This is a genomic window from Streptomyces sp. NPDC002076 (assembly GCF_053593835.1).
The window spans coordinates 173,808-189,776 of record NZ_JBSFDI010000016.1; the positions used below are offsets into that span (position 1 = coordinate 173,808).

The window sequence follows — 15,969 nt, forward strand, 5'->3', positions numbered from 1 at the left end:
TCAACGTCCTTCCAGATCGGCCGCTGCCCTCTCAGCGGCTTCGTCCCAGCTCAGGTGGCGCCGCGGTCGCCCCTCGCGGGGCTGGTCGACGCCGGGGGGAGGTGGGGGGATCGCGGGGACGTCGTTGGACAGCCCTCGTCGACCACGGATCTCCCGGAGCCTTATGTTGATTTCAAGAATGTCCTGCACCTCAAGGCCCTGCATTAAACGCAGAGTCTCACGAGCTTCGGGGCGCTCCCGGTACACGGTGAGCGCAGTCAGGTCGTCCCACTCTGCCCCTGGCAGCAGGAACGCCGCCGGGGCGTCAAGCGCCCCAGCAAGAGCGGCAATTGTAGACGACGTCGGGTTGCTGCTCGTGCCGTTCAGCAGGCTGTTCACCTGACCATGGGACAGAACTGGTTTGCGGTGTCCCGGGGTTGACGTTGCCTGTGCAACGTCGCGGGCGCTGGGAGTGAACCCGTCCGGGTCTCGTCGCAGGCGCAGCAGGGCGAGCAACTTCGCGCTCAGGCTGCTGGGTTCGAGCCCGTCAGAGGTGTCTTCCATGCCCCGCCAACTCTGCTGTGTCGTATGCTCACCGGCAGGTGACTGGCCGGTAAAGAGCGTCCCACCTCTTACAGTACCTTGCAGGTCGGACGGGTTATAAGGTCTATCGGACAGTTCCCGGGGAGTGTCGACGTGTGTGCGGCGGGCGCCGCGACGCTCCTGGCGTCTGCTCGGCGGCAGGCGTTTCGAGGGGGAGTTGCACAGGGCGGGCGGTGGCGGCGCGCTTGCCGTTCACGGGAGGAATCGCATGTCCGGGATAGACGAGCGGCGGGTCGCTGCGCTGGCGAAGATGCCCCCGAGGATCCTGCGAGGGCAAGGCGGGGCCAAGGATCTGGAAGAAGCGCGCAAGCTCGTGGAGTGCGTAGCCCTGATGCATCGGGAGAAGCCCAGTACCAACCCTCAGGAGGGCGGTCACGCTTGAACCGTCGCGGCATCGCCGCGATTGAGCAAGAGATAGGTGACATTATTGAGAGCCTGAGGTAAGTTCTAAGGCGTCGAGGCGGGTACAGCAGCCGCAGGAACCCGCACGGCAACGTCGCGCAAGCGGCATCCTTCCCTACTCCTCGCCGGGCGGCCGACCCCCCGCGCCCCGCCTGGCGAGGAGTCGGCTGTCCGGTGCGGCCGTCGGGGTGTGTGACGGGAGCCAGCCCGCCATTGACCGCTCGGTCGTGGCGGGCTCTCTCGTATCCGCAGCCGAATGGAATCTAGAAAAACGGGGGTGTTTCCTTTTTGAATTCCCTTGAATTAAAAGGATTTCCCACTTGCCTTGGCGGTATCTGCCATTAAGATATAAGTGTAAGAACAAAGGGAAATACCCTCTAAAGAGAATTCAGAAAGGCGCGGGAAATGACCGACACCAGCAAGGTCGCTTTCGTTAACATCAAGATCAGCGAGATCGCCCCCAACCCGGAGCAGCCCCGCAAGTTCTTCTCCGAGGAGGCGCAGCAGGAACTGACCGCCAGCATCAAGGAGAACGGCCTCCTCCAGCCGGTCGTCGTCCGGCCGGTCGAGGGCGCCAAGGTCCCGTACATGCTGATCGCGGGTGAGCGCCGCTGGCGGTCTTGCAAGGCGGCCGGCCTGGAGGTCATCCCGGCCAAGGTGGTCGAGGGCGCCTCCGAGGAGGAGGCGTACGTCCTCAGCATCGCGGAAAACGTGAACCGCGCCGACATGACCATCATGGAAGAGGCCGGCGCGTACGCCGACCTCAAGGCCGCCGGTTGGACCCCGGCGAAGATTGCCAAGCAGTTCGGCAAGACGGAAACCCACATCACCTGGCGGCTCGGCCTGCTCACCCTGCGCCCCGAGGTCGCGGAAATGGTCGACAATGGCCAGATCAAGAACAACCTGGCTTGGCACATCGCCCAGCTCACCCCGGCCAACCAGATGGTGGCTGCCATGCGGTACGTGCGTGGCGACTTCGACAGCGAGGCTGAGGCGCAGCACTTCGCGAATGGCCTCAAGCTGATGGAGCAGCAGACCTCCCTGACCAACGAGAAGGCTCCGACAGCCGAGGAGCAGGAGACGCGGAAGAAGGCCAAGGCCAAGGCGAAGGACGGGCTCGGCAAGGCTGAGGAAGTCCTGATCCCGCTGCTGGAGGAGCTGGCCGAGAAGAAGCCGGAGGACCTGGCGGTCATCCTCGGTGACGACCTCAGCCGCCACGTGCGCGTCGTCGGCCGCCTGTACGCCAAGGTGCAGATGGTGCGGAACCTGCTGAGCAAGGCCCAGGGCATCCAGCGGGCCATGGAGGCGGAGTTCAACAAGGCTGCGATCGAGGTCCAGCAGGAAGCGGCGGCGAAGAAGGCGGAGGTTGAAGCCAAGCCGGAAGCGGCCGAGGCGGAGATGCCCAAGGCGAAGGAGGCGGCCAAGCCGTGGCCGGCAGCGAAGAAGACGGCTGCGAAGTCCACCATCGCGAAGCCCGCGGCGCCGACGGCTACCACGGCAAAGGTCCCGGCGCCTCGGACGGTCGCCAAGAAGGCCGCAGCGGCAGCGAAGTAGTCAGAGGGAGGGGGGTCGCGCCCAGCGGGCCCCCTCCCTGCTGGCATGTATGGCCACTCGCCGGGCCCGCAGGGGTCAGCTCCCTGCGGGCCCAGTGCCGCTCAGGTCCTCGGCGGCCTGAGCGGAGCACTGACGACATCCGGGCGCCCGTCGGCGGCGCCGACGGGCGCCCGGCCACTGAGCACAGATGAAAGGAAGCTGCGTGCTCACCCTGTTCACCAACCGGTTCCAGGCGTTCCAGCCCCCGCAGGGAGTGCCGGTGCGCATCACCCTGGGCGCTCCCCGCTTCAAGCTCCCCTACTCCCTCACCCACTCGGTGCGGGAACTCGCGCCGCGTCGTGACTACCTCTCCAGCCCCGAGCCGGAGTTCATCGCGGCCTACCGAGCCGACCTCGATCAGCTCGGGCCTGAACGGATCACAGCGCGGCTGCGGCAGATCACTCAGGCGGAGGGTGATCACCGTCTGGTTCTGCTCTGCTTCGAGGACCTGGCCAAGCCGGGCCTGTGGTGCCACCGCCGAGTGTTCGCCGCGTGGTGGAAGGATGCTACGGGGGACGACGTACGAGAGCTGTCCCCGATGGAGGATGGCCACTACCGGCAGGGCACCTTGATGTGAGCGTCGGAACCGCGCCCACGAGATAGGTGACATGATTCCAAGGGGCTGCCTGCTCCTTGTGTAAGGTTCCAGCGCAGCGCCCGGCCCGGCATCCCACCGAGGCCGGGCGTTGTCGTACGTCGGGAGGCGAGAGATGTTCCAGGGCACCATCCCGGGCCCAATGCGCTCCATCGTGCGCGAGACCGCCAGTCAGTGGCCGAGCGGCCCGATGTACGTCCCGTGCTGTGGCAACTTCACCATCGAGCGCAGCGTGGCCGGCATGGGCTTCGCCCTGCACTCCTCCGACGTGTCCATCTACACCAGCGCGGTCGGCCGGTGGCTCACCCGCCAGCCGCTCGGCATCCAGCTCCGTGAGGAGAGTCGAGACGAACTCGGCTGGCTCGCCGACTCCTTGGACGACGGCGTCGGAACCGTTGCCACGCTCATGCTCGGCACACGGTTCCTCGCCAGCGTCGGCCGCGAGGGGCTGTGGCACGAACGGGTCGTCCGCTCCTACCGGGAGCAGTGGAAGGCCAAGCACGCAGAGACGGTCGAGCGGCTGTCCGGCTCGAACATCGAACTCGCCTCCTACGAGGTCGAAGACGTGCGCTCCTGGCTCCAAAAGGTGCCCAGGGACGCCCCGGTGTGCTCCTTCCCTCCCTTCTACGGCGGTGGCTACGAGAAGCTGTACGAGCCGCTGGAGGCGCACTTCACCTGGGACGCGCCCGAGTACGAGCCGCTGTCGGATGACGACGTGATCAGCGTGCTCGGTGCGATCACGGACCGGCCGTACTGGCTGACGGCCTCCAACCACGACGTGCCCGAGCTGCACCGCTACCTGCGCGGGGTGATCAAGGCGACGCCGCGTGCCGCTCCGTTCTACGTGTACGCCAGCGAGGCCAGGACGAGGATCGTCGCCCCACGCCAGCCGATCGAGCCGGTGAAGGCCCCGCGGCTGCGACAGGGGCAAGAGCTGGTCGGCCCGCTCACCCTGTCGCTGCTGAAGCCGGGCCAGTTCAACGCCCTGCGTTCCCGGTACCTGAATCCGAAGATCGCGCCGGGTGCGGCGAACCTGGCCGTGGCGGTGAAGGACGGCAGGGGCCGGGTGCTCGGCGTGTTCGCGATGGCACCGAGCTCGTACACGCCGGACGAGGCGTATGTGCTGTCGGACTTCGCGGTCGCGCCGACCGACTACCCCCGGCTGTCGAAGCTGATCGTTCTCGCGGCCACCAGCGCCGAGGCGCAGCTGCTGTGCCAGCGGGCGTTCTCGCGGCGGATCCGGTGGGTGTCCACGACGGCGTTCAGCAACAACCCGGTGTCGATGAAGTACCGCGGGCTGCTCAAGCTGACCAAGCGCGGTCCGTCGAACGAGGACGGCTGGAAGTTCCAGCTCCAGTACCAAGGGGCGATGGGCGAGCACACACTGGCCGACGGCCTGGAGAAGTGGGCGAAGCGGTGGGGCGCCCCGATGACGAAGACGGGAGTCTGACCATGGAGGAGACCACGCGCCTCGCCCCGCCGCAGATGATGCAGGGCGACCCGCGCACGCTGACGCTGCTCGACGTCAACGCCAGGTTCCTGCCACACGAGCAGTTCCGGCAGCTCGTGGCCAACATCGCGCGCGACGGCTGCCTGACCTCGACGCCGCTGGTGTGGAACGACCGCGAGACGGGGCGGCTAGTCGTGCTGTCGGGCAACCATCGCACGCTTGCCGCGATCGAGGCCGGCCTGTCGCAGATCTGGTGGATGCAGATAGACGAGCCGCTGCCCCGCCAGCGGCAGATCGCGCTGCAGCTGTCGCACAACGCGATCGCGGGCCAGGACGATCCGGCGATCCTCAAGGAGCTGTACGACGAGCTGGAGTCGGTGGAGTGGCGGCAGTACACGGGTCTGGACGACAAGGCGCTGGACCTGTTGGAGAAGGTGGACGTCGCCTCCCTGGGCGAGGCGAATCTCGACTTCGCCAGCGTGCAGTTCATGTTCCTGCCCGATGAGCTGGAGCGGGCCGAAGCCGCGTTCGATGCCGCCCGGTCGACGGCGACGGCGGACCAGCGGTGGCTCGCCGGGCTGGAGCAGTACGAGCCGGTGCTCGATGCGCTGGAGACTTCCCGGGCCGCGTACAAGATCGGCAACAGTGCGACCGCGCTCGGCGTGATCCTGGCGGTGTTCGAGCGGCACCTGAGCGAGCTGGCCGAGGGCTGGTTCGACACAGCCTCTGGGGAGCCGAAGCGGGCGGGGACGGCGCCGCTGGAGACGGTGTTCGGCGTACGGGAAGTGCCGGTGGAGACAGCGGCCGTCGTACGAGCCGCCATCGACCGACTTGTGAAGGACGGCAGCGTGCCTGCGGTGGAGCCATGGCGAGCTCTCGAAATCCTCGCTCGTGGAGCTCATGATCAGACGGCTGAGCCCCGATCTCATGTCTGATACGCCTCAGCCAGGTCGCGGGCTGGCCGAGGCGCCAGCGCCGCATCGGTTGGTGGCCTAGTCGCCCTATGCTGCCACGCTCAGTGCCGGCACAACTCATGCGGACGGTACCAGCGCATTGTCATCGGAGTCGGCATCGGCCAGGCAGCAGGTCATTCAGGCCGGTCCCGGTCAGCCGCCGAGGAGACGAGCCGTTGGCGGTCCCGGTTGGCAGGGGAGCAAGGCGCAGCCTTTGGTCGAAGCGTCCGTGGGCTTCGAGCCGGAAGGGCCGCTGGTGCATCATGAAGCTGTGGGTGGCCGACTGGGAACAGTCAGTGTTTGCTGGGGGTCTCATGCCGCATGTTCGCGGATATTACCGAGCCGACGGAACCTGGGTGTCGCCGCATGAGCGCGGTGCACCCATCGGAGCGCGCATTACCGGCGAGGAGGACGGGTCCAGCATCTGGTACTGGATCATGGGGTTCACTGCCCTCACCTTGCTGCATGTCGGTCTGGCAGTGACCGCCGCCCCTGACTACCTGATGGGAGCTGCCCTTTTCGGCGCAGCCGACGTCGGCGCTCTTCTTATTGCGAAGCGCATAGGCGCTGAAAGGCGGGTATTGGAAGCGGAGCGGTTCCGTCAGCAGAGTTCGCAGAAGGATGAGGCAGAACGCGCGCGCCGTGAACTCGATGCCTACGTATCGGACTTAGCTGCGGCAGGCGCCGAACACGTGAGGGAGCGCATCCACGACTTGGAGCAGTGGCAAACGCCGGATGGACGACCAGGGCCCTACGCACCGACGGTGCGGCCGCCCCGCCCGACCTGCCCGCGTTGTGGAACACAGAAGTACGGCCACCCTGGCTCGGAAACCTGTTTTTGGTGCGGACAGTGAACGACGGACGACCCGGTAAGCGTTGGTCGCACCGACAGTTGGAAGGGTGCCTGGGCGAGGCCAGACACCTGCTTCCCGCCCCGCTGCTGTCTACTCTTGTGCCCTGGACGTGGCTGTCAATCGGTGGCGCTGGGGGAGAAGGAAGGCTAACCGGTGGCTGACCGGGGCCTCGCCGACCCATGGGAGCGGCAGGCGCGTGAGTCTCCTCAGGCTTTCGAGGCATTCGCTATGTACCGCGATCTCGGGCCCGGGAGGAGCGTCACAAAGGTGGCACGCGAGTTGCATAAATCTCGCGCGCTCTTGGGCAGGTGGTCGCGTCAGTACGCCTGGGTGATGCGGGCGACAGCGTACGACCGTGAGCAAGACCGACTGTTTCTCGCGGAGCAGGCGCAGGCGCGGCGTGATCTGGCGCGCCGGCACGCGAAGTTGGCGCAGGCCGTGCAGAGCAAGGCGGTGGCCCGTCTTCAGATGCTGGACCCGCGGGAGTTGTCGCCGTCTGAGTTGCTGCGCTACATCCAGGTTGCGGCGGAGATCGAGCGGCGGGCCGTGGGTGAGGCGCCGGAAGCCGGGGTGGTCGAGGACCGCGACCAGGGCGCGGACGTGGCTGCGCTGTCCGATGAGGAGCGCCGGGCCCGGATGGATCAGCTGCGCCGTGAGCTGGAGCGGCGGTTGTCGGAGGGCGCGCAGTGAGTCGGGGCCGGGCCAAGCGCCGAATGGTCGAGGGGCTCGCGGACCCGTCGGTGATGAGCGAGGAGCAGCTGCGGGCCGAGGTCGCCGCGCTGATCCGCGCCGATGAATTGTCGGCGCGACGGTGGGCGTGTGAGGTTCCGGACTGTGACGGGCTACCGCACGCGGACTGGCTGCACCACCATGCGCGTGCGGCGCAGCGTCAGCCGCTGTGGCTGTGGACGGTGTGGATGCTGCTCACCGGCCGCGGCTGGGGCAAGTCGCGGACGGCGGCGGAGACGGTGAGGCAGTGGGCGCAGACGCCAGGGTTGCAGATCGCGGTCGTGGCGAAGAACGCCACGCTGGTGCGGGACATCTGCTTCGAGTCCCCCAAGAGCGGGCTGCTGTCGGTGTTCCCGCCGGAGGAGGTGGCGAAGTACAACTCCAGCCTGGGCGAGACGACGCTCCGGCTGACGAACGGCACGCTGATCCGGGGGTTCGGTGCGGAGACGCCGGACAACCTGCGGGGCTGGGCGTTCGACAAGGCGTGGTGCGACGAGTACGCGGCCTGGTCGCGGCACACCGCCCAGGAGGTCTACGACATGCTGTGGTTCTGCCTGCGTGAGGCGGACACCCCGCAGGTGGTGATCTCCACGACGCCGAAGCCGCTCCCGCACGTCAAGCGGCTCGTCGAACGTGGCCGGGTCCAGGAGAATGCGCACCTTGAGGGTGGGGCGCCCCCGCGGGTGGTGCTGACCCGTGGGCACATGCGGGAGAACGACGCGAACCTGTCTGCTGCGGCGCGCGAGGAGCTGGAGCAGGAGTACGCCGGCACCCGGCTGGGGCGGCAGGAGCTGTCCGGTGAACTACTCGAGGACGTGGAGGGCGCGCTGTGGAAGGGCTGGATGCTGGAGGTCGAGGGCTTCCGTCCCCGGCCTGAGTACCTGCCTGACCTTCAGCGGGTGGTGGTCGCGGTCGACCCCGCCACGAAGTCGCACGAGAACGCGGACATGACCGCGTTCACGGTGGCGGGGCGCGGGTTCCCGGCGGAGACGATGTTCGGGGACGACCGGCCTCGCGGGTATCTGCTGCACTGCGAGCAGGACCGGTACACGCCGACGCAGGCGATGAAGCGGGCCGCCGAGCTGTATCACGAGCACCGTGCGGACTGCGTGGTGATCGAGGCGAACAACGGCGGTGACTACCTGCCGGCGCTGCTGGAGCAGGTGGACCCGACGGTGAACTGGCGAATCGTTCACGCCACGCGGGGGAAGCGGGCGCGGGCGGCACCAGCGGCCCAGATGTACGAGCAGGCCAGGGTGTCGCACGTCGGTCCGGCACGGTTGTTCGCGGAGTTGGAGGAGCAGATGACGACGTTCGTCGGCCAGGGCGAGACCGAGGACTCGCCGGACCTGCTGGACTCGGCGGTGTGGGCGCTGTGGGATCTGTTCCTCGACCCGACGATGCCGCCTCCGCGGGGTGCATCTGATCATCGACTCGACAGCCGACGCTGAGGAGCGCGTTGGTGCACTGCTCTCTGTCGCCTCGCCTCAGCGGAAAAACCGCAGGCGTAGGCCGACAGCACGAGGGATCATGAGACATGCGCCCGGATGGCTGGCACCTCACGGAAGACCTCGACGACTTTCTGGCCCGAGCCGGAGAGTTCCTGCGCTCGCGCCCCGCCCTGCACACCGTCCCGCTGACGGTAACCGAGGCGTTGCGCACGCGCGGGGCGCATGCGTACGGCGCTGAAGCCCCCGTCTTCGGCTGGCTGGAGCAAGCGGGCGAGGTTCGCGCGGCCTTCTTCCGTACCCCGCCCCGACGCCCATACCTCACCCCTCTTACCCCCGAGGAGGCCGACAGCCTCGCCGCCGACCTGTCCCGCCTCGGTCGCCCTCTCCCTGGCGTCAGCGCGGACCACGACACCGCCACCGCCTTCGCCAAGGCCTGGCAGCGGCACACGGGCGCAACGCCAACGCTCTACGAGCGCGAGCGCCTATACCGCCTCGACACGCTGACGCCACCGGAACTGCTCCCGGAGGGACGGGGTCGAATCGCGGGCGAGCAGGACCGCGAGCGACTCATCCGTTGGCACCGCGAGTTTATTGCCGACATCGGAGGAACTCCCACTGCGGACAGCAGCTCGTGGGCGGATACGCGCATCGCCCACGGACGCGTCACGTTCTGGGAGACCCCGGACGGCACCCCCGTCTGCATGGCGGGCGTGACCCCGATGGTCGCCGGCCAGATCCGCGTGGCCCCTGTCTACACCCCGGCCCACCTGCGCGGCCGGGGTTACGCGGGCGCCGCGACGGTCGAGGTGAGTCGGGCCGCGCTGGCTGCAGGCGCGGCGGAGATCTTGCTGTTCGCGGACCTAGCCAATCCCACAAGCAACGGTCTCTATCAGCGGATCGGGTACCGCCCGGTTACCGACTTCGCGGTGTACGACTTCTCGTGTGCCGCGCCAGAAATCCGTTGAAGAACTCTGGACGGCCCCGTGAGGGTAGCGAACACTTCTGCCCTCAGGAGACCTCGCTGCGGACACCGGAGCCATTGTGGGCGGTACGGTTTCTGCGGCGCGGGGCCGACTGCCAGGAGACATGGTGGGCCTGCGCCAAATTGTGATCGATGCATGGTCGTGGCTGAACTACAAGCCGGTGATGGCGGAGGCCGGCCGTCCGGGCAGCCGCGCGTTCCCAGAGCTGGCCAAGGCGTGGGTCCCGCCGCACGAGTTGCGGCGGCTGGCCGCGTACAAGGTGCTCGCGTCGTACGACAACAATCAGGCCGGGCAGCTCGCGGCGGCCGGTGGTGATGCCAGCGCACTGGAGCGGCGGGAGCTGGGAGACGCGGCGAAGCTGGTGGATACCGCGCTGGGCTACCTCCTGGGCTCGGAGCAGAGGATCACCGTCGAGGGGGCGGAGCACGCCGACGCGGAGGCACCGGCGCCCGGTGCGGCGGAGGCCGCAGCGGTGCAGGACCGGTTGCGGAAGTGGGGGGATAAGGAACTACTGACGTTCCGGATCCAGCAGGCGGAGCGAGGGGCAGTGCTGCTCGGGGACAGCGTGATGGTGCTGGCGTGGAACCCGGACAAGCAGCGGCCGACGCTGCGGGTCTACGATCCGGGGTTCTTCTTCCCGCAGTGGGGTGACGAGGACGAGGACTTCCCGAGCCGGGTGCATCTGGCGTGGGAGCTGCCGGCGGACGACGAGGCGGGGTTGAAGGCTCGGGTGCGTCGGGTGACGTACGAGCTGGGGCCGATCGCCGAGGGCGTGGGCGGCGAGGACGTCGAGGGCGGCGGCAGCACTGCGGGGATACGCACGTACCCGTGGGAGCCAGGTCGGGCGTCAAACGTCACGTGCTACCTGACGGACGCGGAGTGGCTGCTGGAGGACCTGAAGAACGGCGAAACGCTGGATCAGCTGCCGATGGACAAGGCCGCGTACCGAGTGCGCCCTGACGGCACGGAGCTGAACCGGCTGGATCTGATGATCGACTTCGTGCCGGTGGTACACATCGCGAACACCATCCCGGACGGCGGGGAGCACTGGGGGCGCTCGATTCTGGCGCGGGTTCTGCAGGCGCTCGACGAGCTCGCGGCCACCGACTCCGACAGCTCGGCGGCTTCAGCGACGACGGGCACGCCGATCATCGGGCTCGCCGGGGCGCGCCTGCCGGTAGACCGGGCCACGGGCAAGCCGCAGGAGCTTCAGGTGAAGGCCGGTGCGGTGTGGCAGCTCGGGGAGACGGGGCGGATGGATGCCTTGGACACGTCGCCGCAGTTGGCCGAGCTGCGAGCCCGGGTTGATCACTTGCTGGAGCGGATCGCGGCGAACAGCAGGGTGACGGCCGCCGGGCTTGGGACGCTGGACGCCACGGAGGTGCCGTCGGGTTACGCCCTGAAGCTGGCGCTGGGCCCGCTGGATGCGCTGGTCGGCATGATGCGGCTCGCGCGGGAACATAAGTACCGGCTGCTGTTCAAGATGGTGCAGCGGTTGTACCAGGCCGGGCGGGCGGAGGGTTGGTCGTCCGGGGAGACCCTGCCGGCGCGGCTGGCGTGGGCGCCACACACTCCTACCGACCGTGCCGCGGTGCTGGAGGAGGTCGTCACGGCGTACGGGGCCGGGGTGCTGTCGCTTGAGACGGCCGTAACGATGCTGATGGAGGCCGGATACCCGATCAAGGACGCGTCGCAGGAGGTGGCCCGCATCCGGGCGAAGGCGGACCAGGAGGCCGAGGTGCGGATGGCGGAGGCTGCTGCTCGACGCGGGCACGACGAAGGCGACGGGGACCAGGAGCAAAACGGCGGGATGGCGCCGGCCGACGGCGGCAACCGGGTTGGCATGGAGAGCGAGCGGGAGCCGGTGGCGGCAGACCGGTGAGGCAGCGTGCTTGGGAGATGGAAGCTCTTGGTCTGTCGGCGTCGGTGGCTACACTGATCGACGGCGCGGGGGCGCGCTCTGGAGGAGATGTATGGTCCGGCCCCTGCCGTCTCGCCGTCCTGTCGGCTTCCGCCGTGACGGGCGGCTGATCTACCCAATCCTCGGTGCCTCGGCAGAGGACGAGACGAACGACCAGCTCGACGACGCCACGGACAGCGGCGGCCAGGAGCATCAGGTCACGGTCACCCAGGACCGGTTGGGCAAGATGCTCACCCGCGAGAAGGCGCAGGGCGAACGAGCCGCGATCAAGCGGCTGTTGGCCACGCTCGGGTTCGACTCCCCGAGGGCCCTCACCGAGTTCGTGACCGCACGGCGAGAGGCTGAGCAGGCCGCGCTGTCGGAGGTGGAGCGTCGGGAACAGGCGGCTGCCGAGCGGGAGTTGCTGGCTGCGCGACGGGAGGAGCTGGCCGCCGAGCGGGAGAGGGCGGCGCTTCGCCGGGCCGCGCTGGTGGCTCTCGGCGCGGAGGGCGACGATCTGGCGGACGCGGAGCGTCTGCTGGCCGTGGACGACGAGGACGCGGACGAGGCGCAGATCCAGTCGGCGGCCGAGGCCTTGCGGGCACGCCGCCCTGAGCTGTTCGGCGAGTTCCGCAAGCCGGTGCCGGCGGCCCCCGCGGGCGCTCCGGCGGGGCGTGGCCCGACCCGTAGGACCCCAGTGACCAAGCCAGGTTCGGCTGGACTGGAGATGGCCAAGCGCCGTGGACTGATCCCGGAGTTCAGCGACTCCGCAGCCCGATAGCCCGGGCCTCAGCCCTTGGGGGACCACGCCCCCTGAACTTCGTGGACGGCATCGCCTCCGTGGGCGGTGTGCGGAATCTGACCGCAGCGTCCATGGAGACACACACATGACCATCCAGCCCGTCTCGAAGTCCGAGTACACGACCGCCAACCGCGAGTGGCTGGCATCCCTGCACGGCACCGACTCCGTCGACACGATCACCCTCGATCTGAACCTGTTCTGCGAGGGCACGCACTACATGTACGGCGACGGGTGTGACCCGTACGGCCAGGTGCTGTCCGGTGTGCCGGTTGGCAGGGTCGCGGAGTCTGGCCTGTACGGCCCGTACGACCCGGAGGCGCACTGCGGCCGCCAGATCCTGCGCGGCTTCCTGATCGCCGAGGCCCCGTTCGCGCCGGGCCAGACCCGTGTTCCGGCCGCGCTGCTGTGGCACGGCGCGGTGAAGGCGTCGAAGGTGCCGGGCGGCATCGACGTGTCCCAGCTCGTGTGGCACCCGCGTGCCGCGCAGATCCGCTTCGTGTGAGCGGGGGTGTGAGCTGTGACGATTCAGGACCTGCTCAAGGACGTCTCGGTCATGGACTTGACGGCGTTTGCCAGGGCGATCCCGTCCCCGAAGGACTTCCTCCTCACCCAGACGATCTTCCCGACGGTGGAGGTGCGGGAGGTGAAGTGGCGTACCAAGGACTCCGGCCGGTACGTCAACGTCGCCAAGTACCGGGCGTTCAACGCGTCGGTGCCGTTCGCTACCCGTGAGGCGTGGCAGACGTCTCGCGAGGGTGCGCTGCCCGCGTTGGGGCAGAAGCTCGTCGTCTCCGAGCAAGAGCAGATCCTGCTGGAGGCGTCGCACGGCTCGGACCAGGACCGGCTGATCGAGTTGCTGTACGACGATGTGGAACGCCACGTGGAGGCGATCCGCTCCCGGCTGGAGCTGGCGGCCGGCGACGTGCTCGCGGACGGGAAGTTCTCGCTGGTGCAGGAGAACGGGCTGACGCTGGAGGTGGACTGGAACGTTCCCGCCGAGAACATGCCAGTCGCCGCGCGGCCGTGGTCGGACCCGGCCTCCGACCCGATCGCGGACGAATTGCGGTGGATCCAGCACCTGGACGACATCGGCGCTCCGGAACCGGAGCTAGTGATCACCTCGCGGAAGGCGTTCAGCTACCTGGCGGCGAACAACGCTTACAGGGCGGCCTACTACGGCAGCGTGAACCCGTCGACCACGCCGACGGCCACGCTCACCCCCCAACAGATCAACGTGGTGCGCGGCAACTACAACCTGCCGCCAATCCAGTTCTACAAGGCGCAGGTGCGGGTGGACGGCAAGCCCCGCAAGGTGCTGCCCGAGGACCTGTGGATCCTGGTGCCGCCGGAGCGGGAGAAGTGGGCGCAGACGATGTACGGGGTCACGGCGGAGGCCCTGGTGCTGTCCCGTGGTACGAACCCGGAGATCATTCGGGAGGACGCGCCGGGCCTGATCATCACCCGCGGCGTCCAGGATGACCCGGTTCAGATCTGGACCAAGGGCGCTGCGGTCGGCATGCCGGTGATGCACACCCCGGACGCGCACATCGTGGCGAAGGTGCTCTGATGCAGGTACGCCGACTGATCGCCGCCGTATACGTAAAGGATCCGACGACCCACGAGGACCTGGTCCTGCTGCCGGGCGAGAGCCCGGCGCCGGAGATCGCTGCCCTGGTGAAGAACCCAGACGCCTGGGACGTGCCGCCGCAGGATGACGCCGAGCCGGAGGCGATCGCAGTCGGTGATCCGGACCCAACTGCGGGTGGCGCCGAGCCGGAGTTGGGACAGGGCGAGGCCAGCAGGGGCGGCACGAAGAAGCCGCCGGCGCGGCGGACACGCTCGTCCTCCGCGTAATACGCTCACGCGTACGGCACGGAGCCAGCTTCCCCCGTCTGGCTTCGTGCCGTACCTCATGTTGGGGATGTGAACCAGGTGGACGATTTTCAGCGGTCCTGGCTGCTCGCCCAGCTCGGCCCGGACAGCGACCCCACCGAGCTGGAGCGCCGGTTCTTCCGGCTGCGCTCGGTGCGGGCGGTCGCACTTGAGGTCCTGGGCGAGCGGCGGGCCAAGCTCCTCGCTGACCCACTGAAGGTCACCGTTGACGGCGTGGTGACCATGGACCTGCAGGAGAACCTGCGCGGCATCGAGCGCCAGATTGCGGTCGTACGGCAGGTACCTGCGCCCGACGAACCGCCAGGGGACGGAGAGCAGGCGAGCGAGGCTCTGGCTATGGCTTGGCTTGTGTCGGCCCGCCGCTACAGATAGTGCCTGCCCTCGAAGCGCCCCCTGCAGGCCGCAGGAGCAGGTGCCCCTGCGGCCTGCCTCAGGGCTTCACAGCCAAGGCCAGTGGCTCCAACTCACCGCTCCAAGTACCAGGGATGCACCGGTTGCACCTGCCACGATCGCGGGCGAGATGTACACCGCGAAGACGGTGCGGCCTCCGATCAGCAGCTGTACGTTTGCTCGCCGTACAGAGGAGGAGGCCGACGGCGGGGCCTCCGGAACCCATGGGCCGTCTGCGGGGCTCTCCCCGGGTGACTGCTGGCCGGAGCCTGTGCCATGGTGTGTACTCACCAGTTGTCCTTTCGCATGAGCACGGCCGCCGTCTCCCCTGGCCGCCAAACCTGAAGAAGACGGTGGCACGCGACACTCGGTCCCCCCGGGTTCGAGAGGACACAAAAGGGCCCCACCAGACCTAGGCATGGTGGGGCCCTCATTGATGAAGCGACCGTAGCGAAGGGCCGAGGATCATGGCAAGTTGACCCAGGACCTGCCGTGGCTTCGTGTAACCTGCCCTCTTCGCCAGAGAGTTGGTCGTAGCGAGTGCTGACCTGCATACCGATGCACCTGGGCGCCAGCGATCTTGAAGGAGTACAGGAGAAGCTCGGTCGGCCGCTCGAACACGCCGCCGTTGCAGCCCAACGATGGGCCGCTCAGGCGGCTGCTTGCTTCCGGCGTCGAAGTACAGCGAGCACAGCGATGGCGGCGAGGGTCATCCACGCCTTGCCAAGGATCTGGCCGGGAAGGTACTCGAAGGAGCCGAAAGCGAGCTTGAGGAAGAGCAGGCTGTCCGCGAGAAGGCCTACCGCGTTCGAGGCGAGCATCGCGATCAGCAGCCCACGCTTCCGCAAGGGCTCGTAGACGGCGAAGTCCATGGTTTCAGCGACCGCGAAGGCCGCGGCTGAGGCGACGGCGAGCTCTGGGCCGGCGAGGACGAACGACAGGACGGTGCCGACGGCTATGGCTGCGAGGACGGCGCCGCGGCCAGCGGATTCACGCGCGAGGTCACGAAGGACCAGCGCGAGGCCGACCATGTAGACCCCGGCGGGGGCGGCGTAGCCGAAACCGACGGGAACGGCTCCGAACTGGGTGACGGCCAGGTTGGCCGCGGGGATGGTGGCGACGTAGGCCACGAGGGTCGCGATACCGGCAGGGGCGGGGAAGTTCACGTTCTTCTTTCTGTCTCTGTGATGTGATCGGTGCGCCGATACCACGCCGCGGACGGACAGCGAGGCGAGCACCGAGACAGTACAACCCAAGCCACTGACAGTGGCACCGGGCCAAGGGGCGGAGAGACTGTCCGGGATTGAGTGCACTGCCGTCGGCATATGCGCGTCAGGTAGCCACGATGCCTCGTTGTCGGAGTGGGGCGGTGAGCCCCGGCCTTGAGTAGGC

The 15,969-nt window shown here is 68.2% G+C and carries 16 protein-coding genes; 14 read left to right on the forward strand and 2 right to left on the reverse strand.

Annotated features, from left to right (window positions below; all coding sequences use genetic code 11):
• Entirely contained in the window at positions 1–543 is a 543-nt protein-coding gene (locus tag ACWCQS_RS30500; RefSeq protein WP_451007427.1) for a hypothetical protein, read from the reverse strand.
• 846 nt (positions 544–1,389) lie between these two features.
• On the opposite strand from ACWCQS_RS30500, the gene ACWCQS_RS30505 reads away from it, so the two are divergent.
• From ACWCQS_RS30505 to ACWCQS_RS30570, 14 genes are all read left to right on the forward strand, one after another.
• The gene (locus ACWCQS_RS30505) at positions 1,390–2,538 is read left to right on the forward strand and encodes a ParB/RepB/Spo0J family partition protein (protein ID WP_451007428.1); all 1,149 of its coding nucleotides are present in this window, start codon (positions 1,390–1,392) and stop codon (positions 2,536–2,538) included.
• Positions 2,539–2,740: 202 nt separating this feature from the next.
• On the forward strand, positions 2,741–3,154 hold the full coding sequence (locus tag ACWCQS_RS30510) for a hypothetical protein (protein WP_451007429.1): 414 nt from the start codon (positions 2,741–2,743) through the stop codon (positions 3,152–3,154).
• 133 nt (positions 3,155–3,287) lie between these two features.
• On the forward strand, positions 3,288–4,622 hold the full coding sequence (locus ACWCQS_RS30515) for a putative antirestriction adenine methyltransferase (RefSeq protein WP_451007430.1): 1,335 nt from the start codon (positions 3,288–3,290) through the stop codon (positions 4,620–4,622).
• A gap of 2 nt (positions 4,623–4,624) precedes the next feature.
• Entirely contained in the window at positions 4,625–5,557 is a 933-nt protein-coding gene (locus tag ACWCQS_RS30520) for a ParB N-terminal domain-containing protein (protein ID WP_451007431.1), read from the forward strand.
• 281 nt (positions 5,558–5,838) lie between these two features.
• Positions 5,839–6,429: a hypothetical protein gene (locus ACWCQS_RS30525; RefSeq protein ID WP_451007432.1), complete on the forward strand. Its 591-nt coding sequence runs from the start codon at positions 5,839–5,841 to the stop codon at positions 6,427–6,429.
• A 267-nt stretch (positions 6,430–6,696) separates the two neighbouring features.
• Positions 6,697–7,119, forward strand: a complete 423-nt coding sequence (locus ACWCQS_RS30530; RefSeq protein ID WP_451007433.1) for a hypothetical protein — start codon at positions 6,697–6,699, stop codon at positions 7,117–7,119.
• Between the two features lie 53 nt (positions 7,120–7,172).
• On the forward strand, positions 7,173–8,609 hold the full coding sequence (locus ACWCQS_RS30535) for a terminase large subunit domain-containing protein (RefSeq protein WP_451007434.1): 1,437 nt from the start codon (positions 7,173–7,175) through the stop codon (positions 8,607–8,609).
• 86 nt (positions 8,610–8,695) lie between these two features.
• Positions 8,696–9,574: a GNAT family N-acetyltransferase gene (locus ACWCQS_RS30540; protein WP_451007435.1), complete on the forward strand. Its 879-nt coding sequence runs from the start codon at positions 8,696–8,698 to the stop codon at positions 9,572–9,574.
• A gap of 121 nt (positions 9,575–9,695) precedes the next feature.
• Complete coding sequence (locus ACWCQS_RS30545; RefSeq protein ID WP_451007436.1) at positions 9,696–11,474, forward strand: hypothetical protein; 1,779 nt, start codon at positions 9,696–9,698, stop codon at positions 11,472–11,474.
• 91 nt (positions 11,475–11,565) lie between these two features.
• Positions 11,566–12,273, forward strand: coding sequence for a hypothetical protein (locus tag ACWCQS_RS30550; protein ID WP_451007437.1), 708 nt, complete (start codon positions 11,566–11,568; stop codon positions 12,271–12,273).
• Between the two features lie 106 nt (positions 12,274–12,379).
• A complete protein-coding gene (locus ACWCQS_RS30555; protein WP_451007438.1) occupies positions 12,380–12,796 on the forward strand; it encodes a head decoration protein in 417 nt (138 codons plus the stop codon).
• Positions 12,797–12,811: 15 nt separating this feature from the next.
• Positions 12,812–13,861, forward strand: a complete 1,050-nt coding sequence (locus ACWCQS_RS30560; protein WP_451007439.1) for a major capsid protein — start codon at positions 12,812–12,814, stop codon at positions 13,859–13,861.
• The gene (locus ACWCQS_RS30565) at positions 13,861–14,148 is read left to right on the forward strand and encodes a hypothetical protein (RefSeq protein ID WP_451007440.1); all 288 of its coding nucleotides are present in this window, start codon (positions 13,861–13,863) and stop codon (positions 14,146–14,148) included. Before ACWCQS_RS30560 ends, ACWCQS_RS30565 begins: the two co-directional genes overlap by 1 nt.
• A gap of 78 nt (positions 14,149–14,226) precedes the next feature.
• Complete coding sequence (locus ACWCQS_RS30570; RefSeq protein ID WP_451007441.1) at positions 14,227–14,559, forward strand: hypothetical protein; 333 nt, start codon at positions 14,227–14,229, stop codon at positions 14,557–14,559.
• 668 nt (positions 14,560–15,227) lie between these two features.
• Here ACWCQS_RS30570 and ACWCQS_RS30575 read toward each other — a convergent pair.
• Entirely contained in the window at positions 15,228–15,815 is a 588-nt protein-coding gene (locus ACWCQS_RS30575) for a VUT family protein (protein WP_451007442.1), read from the reverse strand.
• Between the last annotated feature and the right edge of the window lie 154 nt (positions 15,816–15,969).